Consider the following 19,867-nt stretch of genomic DNA (forward strand, 5'->3'; position numbering starts at 1 on the left):
GTCCCATCCCGAACCCGGTCGTGACCCACCGCAGCGCCGGAGAGTACTGTGGGGTCGCCCCACGGGAGGCGAGGCCGCTGCGAGCCCCCCAGATCGGCTCCCATTCGGGAATTGCAGGTACAATTGAATAGCGTGACGCGGGGTGGAGCAGCGGTAGCTCGTTGGGCTCATAACCCAAAGGTCGGGGGTTCGAATCCCCCCCCCGCCACCAAGTGATTCGGCCGGCGCACATGCGTCGGCCGTTTGCGTTGTCTGGCGCCTCAGACCTGGAGCCCCGTAGATGGATATGCCATCGATAACGTACTGCGTCGGCATCACCGAGCAAGACCGAAAAAAGGCCGTCGAGCTCATCGACGAGGCCTTCGCACGCAAGCTTGGCTTCGCGATTCCTGGCGGAGAGCGACGGCGACGCGTGTTGGAATCGGGATTGCGGCTGGACTCGGTCGTTGGCGCGTTTGCGGACGGCTGTTTGGTTGGTGTCGTAGGACTCAGGTCCCGCGGTGGCGCGGCATTCGATGGTATCACCGGTGGTCTTCTTTGGAAGGAATTGGGTTTCGGTGCGGTTCGTGCCGCAGTTCTCTTGCAACTGCTCGACAGCCACGTCGAGGATGGAACCATTCGTATCGATCTGATCGCCGTCGATGACCACATGCGTGGGCGCGGAGTCGGTTCCGGGCTCATCGATGCGGTGTTCCAGCTCGGATGCTCGATTGGGGCATCGGGTGTCGAGCTCGATGTGGTGGACACCAATCCGGATGCTCGTCGCCTCTACTTGCGACATGGATTTGTGGATCGTGAGACCAGGACGCTCCCGTTTCCAGCCCGTTGGATGGGATTTCGGTCGAGCACCGCCATGTATCGTGAGCTCGGTTGCCCGGAGCCCGACCAGACCACAGAACAGGCAGAATAGTCATCGACGAAGCGAGTGCGGAAGCGAAGGAGTTCCAGTGTACGACGTGCTGATCCGTGGGGGGCACCTGTTCACCATGACTGGTGAGGGCGTGGGGTTCGTCCCGCATGGCGCTGTGGCCATCAAGGGACGTGAGATTGTGGCGGTTGGGCCGGAAGAAGATGTTGCCAAGGTCGACCGCCCTGCCCAGATCATCGACGCCACCGGTTGCCTGGTCATGCCTGGCCTGATCGATGTGCATATGCACTCATCAGCCACGGTGGCGCGAGGACTGGCGCAGGAAGTCGAAGCCTGGATGGGGAGCGCCTATGGCCCCATGGTGCGTCACATCGCGGACGAAGACGCGGCGCTCTTCTCCGCACTGGCATTGATGGAAGGCGTGAGCAACGGTACGACCACGTTCGGCGACTATGAAGCGCCAATGATGGAAATTGCCGCGATGCACGAAGCAATGGGCAATCGGGCGGTCTTGTGCCAGGGGATCACTGAAATCGACTGGTCGCAACGGGAGCGCTGGATGGAGCAGGGATGGAAGCCCGGTGACCCTGCGTTTCTCGATCCTGCCGTCGGCGAGGCTGAGTTCGAGAACGAACTGGCGGTCTACGACCGCTGGAATGGAACCGACGAAGGCCGTATCACGAACGTGCTGGGTCCAATTGCGGCCGATATGGTGTCCAGGGAGTTGCTGTTGCGGGCGAAGGAGGAAGCCCGCAAGCGGGGCACGAAGATTCACTTGCATGTCTCGCAGGACCCTCGGGAGAACAACTCCACCATGCAACGCTACGGGATGCGGGCCATTCCATTTCTCGATTCCATTGGGGTGCTGGACGAAGGAACGATTTCGACGCATCTCTGTTTTGCGGAACCAGAAGAGATCGAGTTGGTGGCGCGACGTGGAGCGCCCATGGCGTGCTGCACGAATTCGATTGGCACGATCGATGGCATCGTCCCGCCGGCTGCGCACTTCGCCTCGCTGGGCGGTGTCGTGGGTCTTGGGTCGGATCAGGCAGCTGGCAACAACTCCCACAACATCTTTGCTGAGATGCGCTCGACCGCGATGTTTGCCAAGATAGCGGCTGGCAGCCCGTTACCGCTGCCGGCGTGGCAGGTGTTGCGAATGGCCACTATCGGTGGCGCGCAGGTGCTTGGCGTCGATCAGAAGGTTGGAACACTGGAAGTCGGCAAGGAGGCCGATCTCATCATGATCGACCTCACGAAGCCGCCCATGGCGCCGGTGGTGCTTCATCCCGCCCGAAACATTGCCGCCAACCTCGTCTATGCCGAAACCGGCAAGAACGTTCGCATGACGATGGTGGCCGGACGCGTCATCTATCGGGATGGCGTCTTTACCCGTATCGACGAGCACGCGATCTTGCGGGATGCCCAGGCCGCGGCCAATCGCTTCGAGGAGCGGCTTTCGGCCGATCCGGTTGTTGCCTGTTTGCCGATTGCTCAGTTGACGCAGCGTGGCTTCATTTAGCGGAGCGCGACTGCGTGACGTCTTGACGAACATCGTGGAGGTTGCCTATCCGCCGCGATGCTCCGGCTGCGGATTGCGTGGGCGATGGGTGTGCAGCGAGTGCCTGCTCGCAACGCCACTGTTCAGCGAGCCACGGTGCCCCATCTGCAGCATGCCGCAGCATGGGACCGCGTGCGACTGCCGCGATCTTCCTGCCGATGTCGACCGGCTCTGGGTGGCAGGTCCGTACGATGGTTGGCTGCGTCATGCAGTCCACAGTTTCAAATTCGGTGGCGAGACCGCCCGCGCTCCATCGCTTGCCGCATTGCTCGCCTCGGAATGCGCTTCGATTGGACCTGATGTGGTGCTCGTACCGGTCCCGATGCACGTCAAGCGCAAGCGCCAGCGCGGCTACGACCAGGTGGCCATTTTGGCGCACGCACTCGGCAAACAGACCCGGCAGCCGGTGGTCGCTGCGCTCGCCAAGGACCGGGAAACTCGTACGCAGGTCGGTCTGAGCGCCGCTGAACGCTCGATGAACTTGATCGATGCGTTCGTTGTTCGTCCGGGGATCGTGCTGCCCGACGCCGTCGTGTTGATCGACGATGTGGCGACGACTGGATCGACCCTCTCCGAGTGTGCCCGGACGTTGCGGCGAAGCGGGGTTCGCTCGATCAGCGCGCTGGCGATTGCCCACGGCCTGTAGCAAGCGATCGCAGCGTCTCGGTTGCGCGAATGTGCTCCTGGTCGACCGCCTGCAGGACGTTGTCGAGCGACGAAACATCCACCGAATCGTGTCGTTCCAAAGTGATAGCGAGTGCTCGCGCGATATCGGTGAACCGGATTTCGCCGCGGAGGAACGCCGCCACGGCCAGTTCGTCGGCGATGCTGTAGGCGGTGGGATACGACCCACCGGCCATGATGGCCTCTCGCGCCAACCGAAATGCAGGGAAGCGCGCATCGTCCAGCGGACCAAACTCCAATGATCCAACCGACGCCAGATTCAGGGTGCGGTGCACACTCGGCAATCGGTCAGGGTAGGTGAGCGCGAGCTGAATCGGCAATCGCATGTTCGGCCAGCTCATTTGCGCTATCTGGCTCCCATCGACGAATTCCACCAGCGAATGAATGATGCTTTGCGGGTGGATCATTGCTTCGATGCGATCTGGTTCGACATCGAACAACCAGCGCGCTTCGATCAGCTCCAGTCCCTTGTTCGCCATCGTGGCAGAGTCGATGGTGATCTTGTCTCCCATTGCCCATGTGGGATGGTTGAGCGCATCGGCCACCGTCATCGAGTCGAGCTGGTCGAGCGGGGTAGCACGGAACGGGCCACCCGAGGCCGTCAACACCAGTCGGCTGATTTCGTGCGTTCGCGCCTGGCCCAGAGATTGCCAGATGGCGCTGTGCTCGCTATCGATCGGACGTAGCGATACTCCACGCTCGCGCACAAGTGGCATGATGATCTGCCCTGCGCAAACGATAAGTTCTTTGTTCGCCAGGGCGATCGCTTTCCCTGCAAGGATTGCCTCGTACGCTGGCCGGAGTGCCGCGTGTCCCGCACTCGCGATGATGACGATATCGACATCAGGATGCGTCACGGCCTCGATCAGTGCTGGTTCACCGCGATCGTACCGCGTGCCGGGCCGTTGCCGCGGTAACGCGGTGTGCGGGGCGTTATGGACCGCCAGAACCGGCGCGAATCGATCGACCTGATCGGCCAACAGCTCGAGATTGCTCCCGGCGGCAATGGTGACGAGATCGAACCGATTCGGAAATTGGCTCAGGACATCGAGTGTTTGGGTGCCGATCGAACCGGTCGACCCGATCAGCGCAACTCCGGTGCGCGCCCGGCCAGCGGCTCGATCGGCTTCACTCATAGGAGCCAGCAGTCGAACGCGAGCGCGAGGAACCAACCCGCAACAAACGTGAAGATGAGCGCATCGATCCGATCGAGGAAGCCGCCATGACCGGGAATCAGATCGCTGCTGTCCTTCACGCCGGCGTCACGTTTGAGGACCGATTCGGCCAGATCACCGTACAACCCGATCCAGGCGATGATGGCGCCGAAAAGCAGTCCCCACAGCCAGTGAGGTGTCAGGCCGAAACCCCAGAAGCAGACGACCCCAGTGATAGCGGCCGCCACCATACCGGCGCCGAACCCTTCTTTGGTCTTGTTCGGAGAAACGACAGGGGAGAGCTTGCGCCGGCCGATCTTGCTTCCAGCCATGTAGGCAAGCGTATCGGCCAGCCAGGTGCAGAGGATGACCGTGATGACCCAGGCGAGTCCGCGGGGATGGTTCGCCCAGGCAAGCGAGAGACTGGAATCGAGATTCGTCAGCCACTCTCGGGAAACGGCGCCATCGATCTGCCGCAACGCCACGGCGCCGAACGCGGCCGCGCCCAGGTAGAGGGTCCCGGCGGCGGAAAGCGACCAGTCGGTCGTAGCCCCAGCCAGATTCTTTCGCCGAGTGGCGCTCATGAGCGGCAAGAAGACGGCAAGCGCGACCAACCCCATCGCCAACCGCTCTTCGTTGTTGGTGAACGGAATAGCCGCGAAACACGGAATGAGAATCAGCCCAACTTTGGGAATGCGGCCCGAGATGTTGCTCGCCAGACCATGAAACTCGATGAAGGCAATCATGCAGATGGCCGCAAATGTGAGCGCCCAGACAGGTCCGCCAAAGAGCGCCGGAATGATGCCAACCAACACCACTCCAATGGCCGAGATCGATCGTGTCTTCATGCCCTCTCCCGTGTCACACGCGCCGCCTCAGCGGAGATGTTGCCAAACCTTCGCTCCCGTCGGCTGAAATCCCGAACCGCGTCTTCCAGGTCCTCCGGCCCAAACTCGGGCCAAAGCACCGGGCTGAAATAGAGCTCAGAATACGCAGATTGCCAGACCAGGAAGTTGCTCAAGCGATACTCGCCGGAGGTGCGGATGATCAGATCGGGATCCGGCAGATCGCTGGTGAAAAGGTATCGCCCGATGGTCTCGTCGTCGATCAGCTCGGGGGACACGCCGTCGGCCATCATGCGGCGAATGGCGTCGATCAGTTCCTGACGTCCCCCGTAGTCGAATGCGAGCGTAAGCACCAGCCGGTCGTTGTTGCGCGTGAGCTCGATTGCGTCCAGCACTGCCTGCCTCAATGGCGCAGGGAGACCGTCCAGACTGCCGATGTGCCGGAGCTGGGCGCCCTGGCGGTGCAGCTCATCCAGTTCTCGGTCGAGGGTTTCGCCCAGGATACGAACGATCCCACTGACTTCCTCGGCCGGACGGCTCCAGTTCTCGGTCGAAAATGCCCAGAGTGTCAGATAGCGGATGCCAAGTTGACCGGCGGCTTCGGTGATGCGCCGAATATTGGATGTCCCCTGCTCATGACCTGCCAGGCGAGGCAACCCGCGACTCGCCGCCCAGCGACCGTTGCCATCCATGATGATGGCAACGTGTTGCGGCACGTTGAGCGTTGGCTCTGGAGCAACGAGTTCCGAGAGTTCTCCCGGACGCTCGCGGATCGATGCCACAGACCCTAGACCTCCAGGACTTCGTGTTCCTTGACCTTGCCGATCTTGTCCGCTTCCTCGACGAATTTCTTGGTCAGTTCGTCGAGTTTCTGCTCGGCGCGGCGCTCGTCGTCTTCCGAGACCAGCTTGCTGGACATCAGTTCGCGCACGTCAGACATCGAATCGCGCCGCACATTGCGAATCGCAACCTTGCACTCTTCGACTTGCGTGTGCACCTGCTTGACGAGCTGTTTGCGCCGGTCTTCGGTGAGTTGCGGGATCGCCAACCGGATGACAACGCCGTCATTCGACGGGGTGATGCCGATATCCGATTTCTGGAGCGCGCGCTCGATGTCAGGAATCACGCCTTTGTCCCACGGTTGGATGACGAGCAGGCGCGCTTCTGGCGCGGAAATGTTCGCCATCTGGTTGAGTGGTGTTGGGGTGCCGTAGTAGTCGACCGAAATGCGGTCGAGCAACGCGGGGGATGCGCGGCCGGTGCGGATCGTATTCAGATCGCGGTGCAGCGCTTCGAGCGACTTGGCCATCCGACTCTCGGCATCGGCGAGCGTGTCATTGATCATCTTGAAGCCCCTTCTGTTGGGTCGATTCTACCCGCAACCGGGCTCGACGATGAATCAGTCCGTGGCGAAACGTGATTCACCGGCGGTCACGAGGGTGCCTACGTGGTCTCCGGAGACCGCCCGCTCGATGGCGTTGTCATCGCGGATATCGAAAACCAGGATCGGCACATTGTTTTCCCGGCAGAGCGACAGCGCAGCGGCATCCATCACGCGCAGGTTCTTCTCGATCGCTTCCTGGTGGGAGACTCGCTCATAGCGCCGCGCATTCGGATTGACGCGGGGATCGGAATCGTACACCCCATCGATCCCGTTTTTGGCCATGAGCAGGATGTCGCAGTTCAGTTCGAGCGCGCGCAAGGCCGCGGCAGTGTCCGTGGTGAAATAGGGGTTGCCGGTACCGGCTGCCAGAATGACGACGCGCCCTTTTTCCATGTGTCGAATGGCGCGCCGCCGGATGTAGGGTTCGGCCACCTCGTGCATTTCGATGGCGGTCATAACCCGGGTTGGCACCCCAGCGCGCTCAGATGCTTCCTGGAGCGCTAGACCGTTCAACACCGTGGCGACCATCCCCATATAGTCAGCCGTGGAACGATCCATGCCTGTGGTGCTGGCGGAGATTCCCCGCCAAATGTTGCCGCCGCCGATGACGACGGCCACCTGCACCTGCTTGTCGGCAACTTTCTTGATTTGCTGCGCCAGCGACCGCACGACCGCTGGATCGATGCCGGAGTGTCCGTCGCCCATCAGCGCTTCGCCGCTGAGCTTCAGCAACACTCGCGCATGTTGTTCACTCATGTGCGTTGCTCCTTTGCGGCGATGCGCTGTTGGCCCAACCCCTTCCCGGGTGGTTGGCGTGGGTTACTCGGTTTCGCTCGCGGCTGGAAGATCGGCGCCGACCTCGAAGCGGGCGAAGCGGCGAATGACAATGTTCTCGCCCAGTTTGCCGATCTGCGCGCGGACAAGATCACCGATCTTGACCTTGGCATCCTTGATGAATGGCTGCTCGACGAGCACGACCGCGGCAACCGCGTTCTTCCGGCTGCCGAATTCTTCCTCCAGCTGTGCCCATTCCGCGTCGCTGATCTCGTCTTCAGTAACGAAGCGCGGGTTCATCGCGGCGACCTGCATCGCAATGTCGTGCGCAAGCGTCTTGAAATCATCGGTGCGAGCGACGAAGTCGGTCTCGCAGTTGATCTCGACCAGCGAGCCAATGCGGCCACCGTGGATATATGGCTCGATTACGCCTTCGCTGGCATTGCGGCCGGACTTCTTGTCTGCCTTGGCCAGCCCCTGCTGGACGATGATGGCTTCGGCCTTCTTGATGTCGCCACCGGTCTCGGTGAGGGCGCGCTTGCATTCCATGATGCCCGCGCCGGTCAAATCGCGCAGCTCCTTTACCTGGGCCGCACTAATCGTTGTTGCGCTCATTCCTCTCTCATTCTTTTCGTGGTCCAGTGATCAGGGTCCAGTGTCCAGCAGCATCCGGGAGCCAGCACTGGACACTGGCTCCCGGACCCTGGACAGCAGAATCGCTAGGAAGTGAAGTCTTCGACCGCGTCGTCGACCGCGTCTTCGACGTCACCTGCGACGAAGAGATCCGCATCGAGCACGCCCGGCTCATCGGCCAGCTCGGCTTCGGCGGCGTACGCTTCGTCGGCACGATAGGCCTGATTCATCATCGAGCCTTGAATCGCCGCGTCGGCGATCATTCCGGTCAGCAGGCGAACGGCGCGAATGGCGTCGTCGTTGCCGGGGATGATGTAGTCGACCTGATCCGGGTTCGCGTTCGTGTCGGTAATCGCGATGACGGGAATCTTGAGCTTCTGGGCTTCCGCCATGGCGAGGTGTTCACGCTTGGGGTCGATCACGAAGAGCGCCGCCGGCAGCTGGGTCATGTCGCGCATGCCGCCAAGGGTCCGCTGCAATCGCTCGAGCTCACCGCGCAGATTGGCGGCTTCCTGCTTGGGCAGAAGCTCCAGATCGCCGCGCTCTTCCTGGCGCTCGATGTCCTTCATCAGCTTCAGTCGGCCGCGGATGGTGGTGAAGTTGGTCAGTGTGCCGCCCAGCCAGCGCCGATTGATGTAGTACTGGTTCGAGCGGGCCGCTTCGAGCGCAATGACCTCTTGCGCCTGCTTCTTGGTGCCGACAAAGAGAATCTTGCCGCCATTTGCGGTGGTCTCTTTGACAAACTCGAGCGCAGTGCCGAGGAACCCGAGGGTTTGATCCAGGTCGATGACATGGATGCCGTTGCGCTGCGAGTGAATGTACGGCTTCATCTTCGGGTTCCAGCGCTTGGCCTGGTGTCCGAAGTGAACGCCCGCCTGCAGCATCTGCTGCATCACCTTATCGGGCGTATCTGGGAGAGAAGCTACCACGGGGTCCTCCTTTGAAATCGTTGGGTCACCGACGCCACTCATCTCCAACCCGGACCGGCACCCCCGTTCGATGCCGGCACGCCGGACTGAATCCTGACGCCTGCCAGATAAAGACCCGGCAACTGCCGGGCCGCCTGAAAGTATAACGCGTGTCGCGCATGCCGACCGAAGCAGCGAAGCATGCGGGAATAGGGAAGAAACGAAAGCGGCCCGCGTTCGGCGGGCCGTTGAATATGCGCTCTGGGCTGATTCGAATCAGCTACTTCTCGAGGAAGTCCCCTGCAACCCAACCGGTGACGCCCAGCGCATCATCGCTGACGTTCCACCAGGTATATCCCTCGGCTTCTGTTGGGGTTCCGCTGAGAACACGGAGCTCCGCGCCCTGAGATAGGGTGTCGACGATGTCGGCGGAGGTCGATGCATCGGCCCGCATATTGACGTCGTTGTCATTGACGACCACAAGATCGCCTTCGTTGAACGCGCCGGTCGTTGTTGCGGTCGTCGGCTCGGCCTGGGCCTGGGTGGGCTCAGCCGGGGCCTGCGTGGGCTGCGCCGGTGGCTGGGTCGGCTCGGCAGGCACCGCCGAGGTGGCGGTTGGGTTCACTGGCGTCAGTTGGATCGCATCGGCCAGGGTTGGAGTGAAGGTCGGCTGATCTTGCGGTGTGACATTGACTGCCACCACCGGTGTCTGTGTGCCGCTGTCGTCATCACCGATGAACGAGCTCGCCCAGTACCAGAAAACGCTGAGCAATAGCAGCAGGCCTGCAATCGGCAACGCGATTCGCAAGTAATCGGTCCAATAGCGCTCTTCGGTTTGATAACTGCTCGGGCGATCGCCGCCGCCGGACGATCCAGCGCTGCGACTGCTGCGGGGTGGGGGAGCGTCGGACGATTGCGGGTACATTGGGTCGTCGGACGGACGTGGCTGATCCGCGCTGGAGCCTCTCATCTGACTACCTCCCGACAGAACCTCATGCTGATCGTACTCCAATGAACGGTCGACCGTTGACTCCGGTTCCGCCGCGTCCATTGGACGGGCGGCAAAATCATCGTCACTGGCTTCCCAGAAGTCGCCTTGCCGTGAAGCGCAAGAGAGCTCGAACTCGGAGACAGGCTGGCTCTGACCGGCAGTGTAGAGGCGTGGGTTGCGGCACCAGCCGCACCCCGTTTGTGTCGCCCACTCGAAATGCCGGCAAGTTCCACAGATTCGGTCATCCATTGCGAGCCAATGCGGGACGCTCGGCTGCGGTCGAATTCTCCAACGTCGTGGCAAGCATGAAACTGCGAATCAATCGAGGCGCCTGATCCGTGCGTGCGAAACCGCGCACTGAGCAAGCGTTCCCGACGCCGCGAGTATAGCACGGCATTCTGACGAGTTGATCGGTTGGAACGTCAGGATTGTACGGTGGGAACCTACAATCCTGTGCTCGGCCGAATTCTGCCGGACCCTTGATGGGTGGCGCTATGAATCGCTCGAATCTGTGTCCTGATCGGGGTCCCATGGAGTCTCGGGGCCACCCAGCCGGCGAATGAAGGTGCTGGGCGCGACAGCTGGTTCGTCTGGAGTCGTCTCCGGTTGCGGCGTGCTGGTTTGCGCCGGCACCACCGTCGGTCGTTGGGGCGCCGCAATGGCTTGAGCGTCGTCCGCCATTGCAAGTTCGCCCTCGTAGATTGCCCCCTCGGTGATGACCAGTCCCGCGGTGCTGACTCGGCCGCGTACACGCCCGGTGGGGAGCAGGTGCAACTTGCCGCGGCAACGCGTCTCGCCGGAAAGATCGCCAGCGACGGTGATGTTCTCCGCAGTCACCTTGGCCGCGACGATGGCTCCTTCGGCCACGTAGAGCGTGCCATGGCACTCGATCGAACCCTTCACATTGCCTTCGACCCGCAGATCTCGCTCGGCGACAAAGTCGCCATCGAACCGGGAGAACCGGTCGATGACACTGAACGAGTCCTGGTCGCCAAATCCGGACTGTGCCTGATTGGGATCGAGCACCGAAGAGCGAAACGACATCTCAATTAACTCCCCCGGTCGGTTGCGACGTGGTGGTGACTTTCTGGTGAACGAACTGCATCGCTAGGCTGTGCCGCGATGGCTGCGCCGGTGGACCGCCGCGGGGATCGGCTGTTCGGCGCTACTGGATTGGGTCATGCGGACATTTCCGTTGATGATTGCGCCATGGTGCACGACCAGCGCAGGCGCGTAGATCTCTCCACGAACGCGCCCAGTCGGAAGCACCTCGAGACGTGTGCTGCAGTTCAGGGCGCCGCTGTATTTGCCCGAAACCGTCACGGTTCCGGCTGCGATCGTGGCGTCGACGTTTGCGTCATCGAGGATGAAGAGATCGTCTCGCACGCGGATGTTGCCCTCGAACGTGCCGAGAATGTGCATAGAGCCCTCGGCAACGATCTCGCCCTTCCAGGAAGCATTCGGGCTCAACACGGTCGTCTGGCCATCGACAGCAGGCAGAGAAGGAATAGGGGGATCGTTCGTCGGAACGGTTTCCACGATCTCGGTGACGGGTTGCTGATAGGCGTAGCGCTCTCGCTCGTACTGCGACGGAGCCTCATAGTTCCGCGCCGAAACGTAGGCAGCCTCCACACCGCCGGGCGTGTCGACAATGATCTCCTCCTCGACCTCATCGAACTCGCCGCTGCCCAATTGCTGCCGGAGCGCGCTGATCTGCCGCTGGAAGGAATCTCCCGCTCGGTCCTTGCGAAAAACCATCTCTTGACCCCCAACGGCCGAAGCCGCACTGTGACGCCACGACCAGTCGAGTTTCCCCGGCGCTGCAACGTAGCCGGAATCGACTGGAGACGTTCGATCGACACATCGACCGCGAGTCGCGCATGCAATGTGTACGTACATTGTAGCACGCAACATCGTACGTTCGATACATCAGTAACGTACGATGCCAGCGTGGGGTTACCCGAACCGAAGCGAATCTCCGGAAATCGCTCCCAGCAATCGTTGTGTTGACTCCCAGGCTATGGAAAACGGGAAAAACCTGTGAGAAGATAAAGGAAAGCACTCGAAGGAATGCGGATTCGAACGAATCGGCATTTCAGTTTTTACCCGCTGGAAGCGATCCCCCGTATGATGCTCTTCCGTCCGCAACACTCCGTCTTTCGACGTGTGCTGTTGGCCTGGAGCTTTGTGCTCTCCTCTCTCCTCGCGATCGAGGCATTGGGTGTTCCCGCTGCGCAGGCTGCTACGGCCGGCATGTCCACCAGCTACCTCAATCTGCGGACCGGCCCGGTAACCACATCCACGATTCTGGCAATCGTTCCGCCTGAGGCTGCCCTGACCGTCAGTGGAGATGCTGAAGCAGGGTATTACCCGGTGGTTTATGGCGAGAATGCCGGCTGGGTGTCTACCGAGCTCATCCAGCTGGAAATGCGCACCGAGCCCGCGGCGGCTGCCAACTTCGATGAAAGCAAGCTGCTTCCCGAGGGAATGGCGACGCTGGTCGAATCGGTCAACCTGCGAACTGGACCCAGCACCGATCACGATGCGTTGCGCGTCGTGGATGCGGGCACGCAGGTGGAAGCAACCGGTGAGATCAGCGGGGCGTACGAAAAGATCAAGGTCGGCGACGAGCTGGGTTGGGTACGGTCGGTTTACGTCGATCGCGGTCCTGAACCAGAGGGCGACGAGCTGCGCCAGACCGAGATCATGTCCGCGGCCGTTGCAGCCGGAATGTCGCCGCTCGTCGCCGGTACGGTCGTCATCGCCGACGCGGAGATCGTGCTTCGAGCCGAACCGTCGTCCACCTCGCAGAAAGTCGAAGTCGTTCCAGACAATTCCAGATTGACCCTCACTGGCAATCAACAGGGGGAATTCCTGGAAGCTGATCTCAATGGTAAGAAGGGATGGGTTGCCGGCGACTACCTGCGGTTGGCGTCTGTGCCTTCCTCCACTCCGCCTGACTTGCCGGTGTTGATGTATCACAGCATCCAGGAGAATGGGGCAGAGTATCAGGTCACTGCTGGCCAGCTCGAGGAGCAGCTCGCATGGCTCTCGCAGAACGGCTACGAATCGGTCACCAGTGCCGAGATCATTGCCTGGATGACCTACGGTATTCCCTTGCCTGAGAAGCCGGTGATGATCACCATCGACGATGGGAATTTCACCGATTGGTACTTCCTGGAGCTGCTCGAGCGCTATGGCTTCCAGGGGGTCTTTTCTCTGCCGAACTACGTTCAACTCACGCCGTCGGAGATCCGCACCCTGGATCGCGCCGGTGAGGTTTGTGGGCATTCCGTGAGCCACCCGAATCTCAGCACGCTCTCCTACGATGAGCAACTCTATGAAATCAGCGCGAACAAGGAGTTCCTGGAAGAGATTCTGGGCAATGAGATCACCTGTTTTGCGTATCCCTTTGGCGCGTACTCTGGCATGACGCAGTACGCGGTCATCGAAGCAGGCTACTTGATGGCCTTCGATGTCTCAGGCGGTCCCCAACCGCTGGACACTTCCATCGACCGCTGGCATATTCTCCGTATCAATGTCAACGGCAACGGAACGCTGGACGATTTCATCGCCTCGCTCCAGTCTTGGGAATAGCGGCTCCGCGCCGCTAGCAGGGGGAGGCAAGCATGATTCCGGTGGGACCGCATGCGGGTCAGCAGGTGCTCCGCGCTGGAGCCAGCGTGGAGAACGCTTCCAGCGCGGTAATTGCCGTTCACGGTCGGGGTGCCAACGCCGCCGACATCATTGGCCTGGCACGGGCGATCGATCTCCCGGGTGTGGCGTGGTTGGCGCCCGATGCGGCCAGCCATACGTGGTACCCGTATAGCTTCCTGATGCCCATCGAGCAAAACCAGCCGTTCCTCGACTCAGCCATCTCTGTGGTTGGCGGTCTCTTGCAGCACCTGGAGGATAACGGCATCCCGGCCGAGAACGCGGTGTTGCTCGGGTTCTCTCAGGGCGCGTGTCTCGTCTCGGAGTTCGTCGCGCGCTATCCGCGCCGATATGGTGGCTTGGCGGTCTTTTCTGGCGGATTGATTGGTGAGTCAGTCGATCCAGGCAAGTACGCTGGTTCTCTCGCCGGGACGCCGATATTTGGCGGCTGCAGCGACACCGATCCCCATATTCCGCTCGAGCGCTTCGAGGTTACCGGCCAGGTGCTGGCGCAGCTTGGCGGCGTAGTCGATTTTCGTGTCTACCCTGGCATGGACCACACGATCAATCTGGATGAGCTTTCAGCTGCCAGGGCATTGATCGCCGGCGTCTCGAGATCGGTTTCCTGACGCCCTTGAGCGATGTGCCCCGAGGTAGCTCCTGAAACCGGGGAACACTCGTCATTCTCTCTGGCTGCAGGTGACGTAGGCCCCGAGCGCGCGTCGCACTCACCTCAGACTCGGCATCGCCCATCTTCGTGGAATCGTCCGACTCCGCCTTCACCCCGATTCCGCGGTCTCGGGTCGATGGAATCAGGCACTTTCGACTAAATTGGACACTATAGTTCGTTCCTCGGCGAACGATTCGATCCGGCACAACTCGAGAGGACACATTTCATGCTTCGGGCTACGTTTACCAACGAGCCATCCGCCGATTTTTCCGATCCAGCCGTGCGTGACGCCATGCAGGCGGCATTGGCCAAGGTTGGCAAGGAACTCGGCCGCGAATACCCGTTGATCATTGGCGGAGAGCGACGCGAGACCGGCAACTGGATCGTATCCACCAATCCTGGCAATACCGACCAGGTCGTCGGCAAGGTGGCAAAGGCGTCCAAAGACGACGCGCTCGATGCGATTGCCGCTGCCCAGGATGCGTTCAAGGAGTGGCGGAAGCTTTCCATGGTCGGTCGCGCCAGCGTCTTGCTGCGCATGGCGGCCATCGTGCGGCGCAAGCGCTTCGAGCTTGCCGCGTGGATGGTGTATGAGCTGGACAAGCCATGGGATGAAGCGGAAGGCGAAGTGGCCGAAGCGGTCGACTTCCTCGAGTGGTACGCGGCTCATGCGGTCAAGTTGACCGAGCGTGCCGAGTTGGCCCACTTGCCAAACGAAGCGACCGACTACTTCTATCAGCCGATCGGTGTCGGGATCGTCATTCCGCCCTGGAACTTCCCGTGCGCCATTCTGACCGGCATGACCATGGGACCGATTGCCGTCGGCAACACCGTGGTCATCAAGCCCGCGACGAACACCCCGGTCATCGGATACAAGATGGTCGAGATCATGTTGGAGGCCGGCGTTCCTGGCGGTGTCGTGAACTTCGTCGCCGGATCCGGTTCTGAGATCGGCGACCTGTTGGTCGAGGATCCGCGGGTGCGTTTCGTCGGATTCACCGGCTCGAAGGATGTCGGCGTGCACATCTTCGAGAAGGCGGCGAAAGTCCAGAAAGGACAGCGCTGGCTCAAGCGGGTCACGGCCGAGATGGGCGGGAAGGACGCGATCATCGTCGATAGCTCGGCCGACATCGACGCCGCCGTCGAGGGAATCGTCACCTCGGCATTTGGTTTCTCGGGTCAGAAGTGCTCCGCCTGCTCGCGCGTGCTGGTGCACGAAGACGTCTACGATCAAGTCGTCGATGGTGTCGTCGCGCGCACGAAAGCAGTCGTTTCCGTTGGCAGTGGCCTCGAGGGCGAAGCCTCCATGGGCGCCGTGGTCGACAAGAATCAATACGACTCGATCAACAAGTACATCGACATCGGCAAGAAAGAGGCCAAGCTCGTGTACCAGGGTGAAGTCCCTGACGTCAAGGGGTACTACGTGCCTCCCACCATCTTCGCGGATGCTCCACGCTCCGCTCGCATCGCCTGTGAAGAGATCTTCGGTCCGGTATTGACCATCGTGAAGGTTGGTTCCTTCGACGAGGCGATCGAGGTCGCGAACGACTCGGAATACGGATTGACCGGATCGGTCTATTCCGGAAACCGCGCCAATCTGGAACGCGCCCGGGAAGAATTCGAGGTTGGCAATCTCTATCTCAACCGCAAGTCGACTGGAGCCATGATGGGCGTCCATCCCTTCGCGGGAGTCAAGCTGAGTGGCACCAATTCGAAAGCAGGCGGTCCGGACTATCTGCTGAACTTTGTCGAGGCAAAGGCTGTCGGCGAGAAACTGTAGGCAGAAGCCACCAGGGAACTTGGGCTGCAACGCGCCGCGCGCGCGTGCAGCCCTCGGTGGCTACCGGTCTTTCGACAGTCGAAAGGGGAGTCGAGGCATGGGTGAGGATCGAGACATGACAGCGCGTGCCTCAGCTGACGAGCGCGCCAAGCTTTTCAGGGTCCGCGAGGCGTTGCTCAACCTGCACAAGGAGTTGCTCAACGTCGAGCGGAAACGCTACGAGCACAACGTCGGCCCAGTGGCGAACGAGTTCGAGTTCTTTCGGCTGGTAACGACTGATCCATCGTTTGCCTGGATCGGTCCGATGACCACCCTCATTGTCCAAATCGATGAGAAGGTGGCCAGCAAGGAGCCGATCACTGCGGGAGAAGTGGAGACGCTCTATGCCGAGACGCGTTCCCTGCTGGCATCGCCGGGCGAAAACCAGTTCAAGTCCGAATACACTCAGCTCTTGCAGGAGAATCCTGGCCTGGTGATGAAGCATTCCGCCGTCATGCAGGCGCTACCGCCAGTCGAGCGGCCATCATAGGAACTCCGCCTCTCGAGCAGTTCGACGCCGGGCGCGGTTGCATCGCGTGCGAGGCAGTGGGCGCATCGGTGGCGGGTTTCGTTCGACACCGCATCTACTCTGCCCACCTGAGGGGAGTCGGGCGTCTCTGCTGATCCATCGGGGAAACGAACGTCGTGGTGAATCAACCCTCGGTCGATGCTGTCGCGTCGACCGAACAAGAATCGATCTGGGGTCCGAAGCTTGGCAAGCTCACCACAGGGTTGCTGATCACGATCGTGGCCGGTGCATTCGAAGCGCTTGCGGTGGCCACCGTGCTCCCGGAAACCGTCGACGACCTCGGTGGACTCCACTACTACGGCTGGATCCTGGCGTCCTTCACCCTGGCCAATCTGATCGGCATCGTCGTCGCAGGAACAGAGATCGACCGGCAAGGAATGGCGTTTCCGTTCGTGCTGGGCATCGGGTTGTTTGCGGGGGGCCTGCTGGTGGGTGGTCTGGCTCCGTCCATGCCTGTCCTGATCCTTGGGCGGTTAGCGCAGGGCCTCGCGAGCGGCATGTTGATTTCCGTGGCGTACGCGGCCGTGCGAACCGCCTACGATTCCGATGTCCGCCCCCGCCTGATGGCGTTGTGGTCATCCGCCTGGGTCGTGCCGGGTTTGGTGGGGCCGGCGGTGGCCGGATTCGTCGCGGAGACGATCGGGTGGCGGTGGGTGTTTCTCGGGATGATCCCGTTCCCGCTCATTGCCGGTGCGCTCACCTTTCCGTCACTTCGTCGTGTCGAACACCCAGCGGGCGGGCCGCGCGATCTCTCCCGTCTGCGGGACGCCGTACTGCTCTCGACCGGTACCGCGCTCTTGCTGGCGGGCCTGGGGCGTTCCAATCTCATCGCCCTGGCAGGCTTGGGCACGGCCGGGCTGCTGATACTGACGCCCGCGTTTCGCCGGCTGAGTCCGCCCGGCACGTTGCGCGCGAAACCGGGAATCGCGGCTGCGGTTGCCTGCGCCATCCTGTTGCCGCTCGGGTTCTTCGGGTTCGAATTCTTCATCCCCCTGGCGTTGACCGACATCCGTCACCAGACGCCGCTGATGTCTGGTCTCCCGCTCACGGCTAGCGCTGTCACGTGGACCAGTGGCGCCTGGATCGTCGATCGGACGGCCGCGACCCACTCGCGCACGCTTCTGTTACGCATCGGTTTGGCACTGCTTGCCGTTGGGATCGTCTTGACGCTCGGTGTCATCGTGACTCAGGTTCCCGTCCTGCTCATTCTCGGCACATGGGCGATTGCTGGTTTGGGCATGGGTCTGGCCTTCTCCACACTCATGCTCGCCGTGCTCGACGACGCTCCGGAAGGCAGCGAGGGCGCGACGATTTCCGCGGGACAACTTGGAAACACGCTGGGGATCGCGCTCGGGACGGGGATCGGGGGCGCCATCATCTCTGCGACCAGCATGGACGACGTTGCCGTGCCGCGTGGATTCGAGCTGCTGGCGCTGGGTGCTTGCGCTGTCCTGGTGACGACCATTGTCATTTCCGGGCGAATTGGCGAATCGGCACGCACGGGATCCAATACGCACTGAGACGGGTCTGCTAGGCTTGCGAGCAACGATGCCGGTCTCATCTGAACGAGCAAGGTGAGCTGCGCGATGAGCTTGGTCGCCGGAAAGCCCGCATGATGCCAGCGCGCTGGTGGCAACGAAACTCGCAGCATGTTGCCCACGGCGTCATGTTGTTCCCATACCTTGCCGGACTCGTACTCCTGGTTCTCGGCCCTGGGCTGGCGGGGTTTGCGCTCTCACTCACGGATTACAACGCGATCCAGCCACCAGCCTGGGCAGGGCTGGAAAACTTCCGCCGGCTCCCGCACGATCATGTTTTTCGCATTGCGGTTTTCAACTCGCTGCTTTATATCGTTCTGGCCGTGCCGTTGCGTCTGGTCGGGGCGCTTGCGTTCGCGCGATTGCTGCAACGCCCGAGCCGTGAGTCGCTGATCGGCCGGGCCATCGTCTATTTACCGACGGTCATGCCCGATTTGGCCTGGGCGCTCATCTGGCTCTGGATTCTCAATCCGCTCTATGGCCCGCTGAATCTGATGCTGGGAGCGTTTGGGATCGATGGTCCGGACTGGATGGTGGATCCGGTCACCGCCAGGTTCGGCATCGTCCTCATGATGGTCTGGCAGCTGGGCGAAGGATTCATCGTCTGCTTGGCCGCGCTGGGTAGTGTCGATCCCGACCTTCCGGATCAAGCTGCCGTCGACGGAGGCGGCGCCTGGAGCACCTTCCGGAGCGTGATTCTGCCAGTCATCGCTCCGGCGCTGCTCATACTCCTCTTCCGGGACACGATCTTCAGCTTCCAGGCGAACTTCGTTCCCGCGTTGATCGTCGGAAAGGGCGGTGGTCCGGATTACGCCACCATGTACCTCCCGATGTACATCTACAACACGGCGTTCATGTATCTCCGATTCGGTTACGCGGCCTCGATGACCGTGGCGATGTACGCCATTACCGGAACGATCCTGTTTCTCCAGTATCGCTTGACCTATCGCTGGCATGACGGGTTGGGACGGCATGGATAGGAGAACGCTGCGCTCATTGGCGTGGACCGCGCTGACGGCTCTGGTGTGCGTTGTCTTCCTGCTCCCGCTTTACTGGGCTGTGGTGACCTCACTGCGCGAAACGGGACGACCGTTGCCCCGGGAGATCGAATGGCTCCCTTCACCGGCGATCTGGAGCAATTTCCGCACCGTCTTCGAAGTGGTGGACGGCGGCAGATTCGCGCTCAACTCGTTGATCGTTGCCGGAGTGGCGGTTCCCGTCACCATCCTCTTCGCCTCACTTGCGGGGTTTGCGATGTCGCAGTTGCCGCATCGGTTGCGTGCTCGGTTGGTGGGACTCTCGGTGCTCTGTTTGATGGTGCCACTCACGGCAATCTGGATTCCGCGTTTTCTCCTGTTCAAGGAAGCGGGATTGATGAACAAGCGGACCGCCCTGATGGTCCCTGCGCTGATGGGCACGTCGCCGTTTTTTGTGCTGCTCTTCCTCTGGGCGTTTTCCACGATCCCAAAGGAGGTCTATGACGCAGCCAGACTGGATGGCGCCGGAGCCTATCGCATCTGGGCCGGGATCGGTCTGCCGCAGGTGAAGTTCGCGATCGTGACCGTTGGCGTGCTCGCGTTCGTGCACTACTGGAACAGCTTCGTCGAACCGCTGCTGCTGATGCGCACGGCAGACAAGTTCACCGCGTCGCTTGGGCTGCGCATGCTCTACAGTCTCGAGAACACCAACTGGCCAATCATCATGGCAGGGTCCGTGCTCACGATTGTTCCGGTGGTGGTTGTCTTCGTGCTCGCGCAACGAGTCTTCATGCGGGAGCTTCGGGAAATTCGGTAGCCGGTGTCCGGAGCTGCGACGAATGCCGCTGCCCCAGACCCCTGGATTCAGACCTGAATGG

20 protein-coding genes and 1 tRNA gene are annotated in these 19,867 nt (G+C 61.4%); 11 read left to right on the forward strand and 10 right to left on the reverse strand.

What is annotated here, in order from left to right:
• Nucleotides 1-136: 136 nt before the first annotated feature.
• The 4 genes from R2855_05310 (at nucleotide 137) to R2855_05325 (ending at nucleotide 3,075) form a co-directional block, all read left to right on the forward strand.
• Nucleotides 137-211: transfer RNA gene (locus tag R2855_05310), tRNA-Met, on the forward strand.
• A gap of 69 nt (nucleotides 212-280) precedes the next feature.
• Nucleotides 281-910: a GNAT family N-acetyltransferase gene (locus tag R2855_05315; GenBank protein ID MEZ4530433.1), complete on the forward strand. Its 630-nt coding sequence runs from the start codon at nucleotides 281-283 to the stop codon at nucleotides 908-910.
• Nucleotides 911-947: 37 nt separating this feature from the next.
• Nucleotides 948-2,390, forward strand: coding sequence for an amidohydrolase family protein (locus R2855_05320; GenBank protein ID MEZ4530434.1), 1,443 nt, complete (start codon nucleotides 948-950; stop codon nucleotides 2,388-2,390).
• Nucleotides 2,391-2,541: 151 nt separating this feature from the next.
• Complete coding sequence (locus tag R2855_05325; protein MEZ4530435.1) at nucleotides 2,542-3,075, forward strand: ComF family protein; 534 nt, start codon at nucleotides 2,542-2,544, stop codon at nucleotides 3,073-3,075.
• On the opposite strand, the gene dxr is transcribed toward R2855_05325, so the two are convergent.
• From dxr to R2855_05375, 10 genes are all read right to left on the reverse strand, one after another.
• The gene (gene dxr / locus R2855_05330) at nucleotides 3,044-4,249 is read right to left on the reverse strand and encodes a 1-deoxy-D-xylulose-5-phosphate reductoisomerase (protein MEZ4530436.1); all 1,206 of its coding nucleotides are present in this window, start codon (nucleotides 4,247-4,249) and stop codon (nucleotides 3,044-3,046) included. The two genes, R2855_05325 and dxr, sit on opposite strands and share 32 nt — an antisense overlap.
• Complete coding sequence (locus R2855_05335) at nucleotides 4,246-5,115, reverse strand: phosphatidate cytidylyltransferase (GenBank protein ID MEZ4530437.1); 870 nt, start codon at nucleotides 5,113-5,115, stop codon at nucleotides 4,246-4,248. Before R2855_05335 ends, dxr begins: the two co-directional genes overlap by 4 nt.
• The gene (gene uppS, locus R2855_05340) at nucleotides 5,112-5,894 is read right to left on the reverse strand and encodes a polyprenyl diphosphate synthase (GenBank protein ID MEZ4530438.1); all 783 of its coding nucleotides are present in this window, start codon (nucleotides 5,892-5,894) and stop codon (nucleotides 5,112-5,114) included. Before uppS ends, R2855_05335 begins: the two co-directional genes overlap by 4 nt.
• A gap of 5 nt (nucleotides 5,895-5,899) precedes the next feature.
• Nucleotides 5,900-6,457 carry a ribosome recycling factor gene (gene frr, locus R2855_05345; protein MEZ4530439.1) on the reverse strand — a complete coding sequence of 186 codons (558 nt, stop codon included), beginning with the start codon at nucleotides 6,455-6,457 and terminating at the stop codon, nucleotides 5,900-5,902.
• 54 nt (nucleotides 6,458-6,511) lie between these two features.
• The gene (gene pyrH / locus R2855_05350) at nucleotides 6,512-7,252 is read right to left on the reverse strand and encodes a UMP kinase (GenBank protein ID MEZ4530440.1); all 741 of its coding nucleotides are present in this window, start codon (nucleotides 7,250-7,252) and stop codon (nucleotides 6,512-6,514) included.
• A 63-nt stretch (nucleotides 7,253-7,315) separates the two neighbouring features.
• Nucleotides 7,316-7,885, reverse strand: a complete 570-nt coding sequence (gene tsf, locus R2855_05355) for a translation elongation factor Ts (protein ID MEZ4530441.1) — start codon at nucleotides 7,883-7,885, stop codon at nucleotides 7,316-7,318.
• 104 nt (nucleotides 7,886-7,989) lie between these two features.
• A complete protein-coding gene (rpsB, locus tag R2855_05360; GenBank protein ID MEZ4530442.1) occupies nucleotides 7,990-8,832 on the reverse strand; it encodes a 30S ribosomal protein S2 in 843 nt (280 codons plus the stop codon).
• Nucleotides 8,833-9,091: 259 nt separating this feature from the next.
• On the reverse strand, nucleotides 9,092-9,781 hold the full coding sequence (locus R2855_05365) for an SH3 domain-containing protein (GenBank protein ID MEZ4530443.1): 690 nt from the start codon (nucleotides 9,779-9,781) through the stop codon (nucleotides 9,092-9,094).
• A gap of 513 nt (nucleotides 9,782-10,294) precedes the next feature.
• Nucleotides 10,295-10,846: a polymer-forming cytoskeletal protein gene (locus R2855_05370; GenBank protein MEZ4530444.1), complete on the reverse strand. Its 552-nt coding sequence runs from the start codon at nucleotides 10,844-10,846 to the stop codon at nucleotides 10,295-10,297.
• A 63-nt stretch (nucleotides 10,847-10,909) separates the two neighbouring features.
• On the reverse strand, nucleotides 10,910-11,560 hold the full coding sequence (locus R2855_05375; GenBank protein MEZ4530445.1) for a polymer-forming cytoskeletal protein: 651 nt from the start codon (nucleotides 11,558-11,560) through the stop codon (nucleotides 10,910-10,912).
• 312 nt (nucleotides 11,561-11,872) lie between these two features.
• On the opposite strand from R2855_05375, the gene R2855_05380 reads away from it, so the two are divergent.
• The 7 genes from R2855_05380 (at nucleotide 11,873) to R2855_05410 (ending at nucleotide 19,806) form a co-directional block, all read left to right on the forward strand.
• Nucleotides 11,873-13,399 (forward strand): SH3 domain-containing protein, encoded by a 1,527-nt coding sequence (locus R2855_05380; GenBank protein MEZ4530446.1) that lies wholly within the window; start codon nucleotides 11,873-11,875, stop codon nucleotides 13,397-13,399.
• Between the two features lie 32 nt (nucleotides 13,400-13,431).
• Nucleotides 13,432-14,085, forward strand: coding sequence for a hypothetical protein (locus R2855_05385; GenBank protein MEZ4530447.1), 654 nt, complete (start codon nucleotides 13,432-13,434; stop codon nucleotides 14,083-14,085).
• 267 nt (nucleotides 14,086-14,352) lie between these two features.
• Entirely contained in the window at nucleotides 14,353-15,906 is a 1,554-nt protein-coding gene (gene pruA / locus R2855_05390) for an L-glutamate gamma-semialdehyde dehydrogenase (GenBank protein ID MEZ4530448.1), read from the forward strand.
• A gap of 97 nt (nucleotides 15,907-16,003) precedes the next feature.
• Nucleotides 16,004-16,435 (forward strand): hypothetical protein, encoded by a 432-nt coding sequence (locus R2855_05395; protein MEZ4530449.1) that lies wholly within the window; start codon nucleotides 16,004-16,006, stop codon nucleotides 16,433-16,435.
• Nucleotides 16,436-16,590: 155 nt separating this feature from the next.
• Nucleotides 16,591-17,994, forward strand: a complete 1,404-nt coding sequence (locus R2855_05400) for an MFS transporter (protein MEZ4530450.1) — start codon at nucleotides 16,591-16,593, stop codon at nucleotides 17,992-17,994.
• 92 nt (nucleotides 17,995-18,086) lie between these two features.
• The gene (locus R2855_05405; GenBank protein MEZ4530451.1) at nucleotides 18,087-18,992 is read left to right on the forward strand and encodes a sugar ABC transporter permease; all 906 of its coding nucleotides are present in this window, start codon (nucleotides 18,087-18,089) and stop codon (nucleotides 18,990-18,992) included.
• Nucleotides 18,985-19,806 carry a carbohydrate ABC transporter permease gene (locus tag R2855_05410; protein MEZ4530452.1) on the forward strand — a complete coding sequence of 274 codons (822 nt, stop codon included), beginning with the start codon at nucleotides 18,985-18,987 and terminating at the stop codon, nucleotides 19,804-19,806. The genes R2855_05405 and R2855_05410 overlap by 8 nt, the downstream gene beginning before the upstream one ends.
• Nucleotides 19,807-19,867 lie beyond the last annotated feature (61 nt).

This window comes from Thermomicrobiales bacterium, assembly GCA_041390825.1.
Taxonomy (GTDB): domain Bacteria; phylum Chloroflexota; class Chloroflexia; order Thermomicrobiales; family UBA6265; genus JAMLHN01.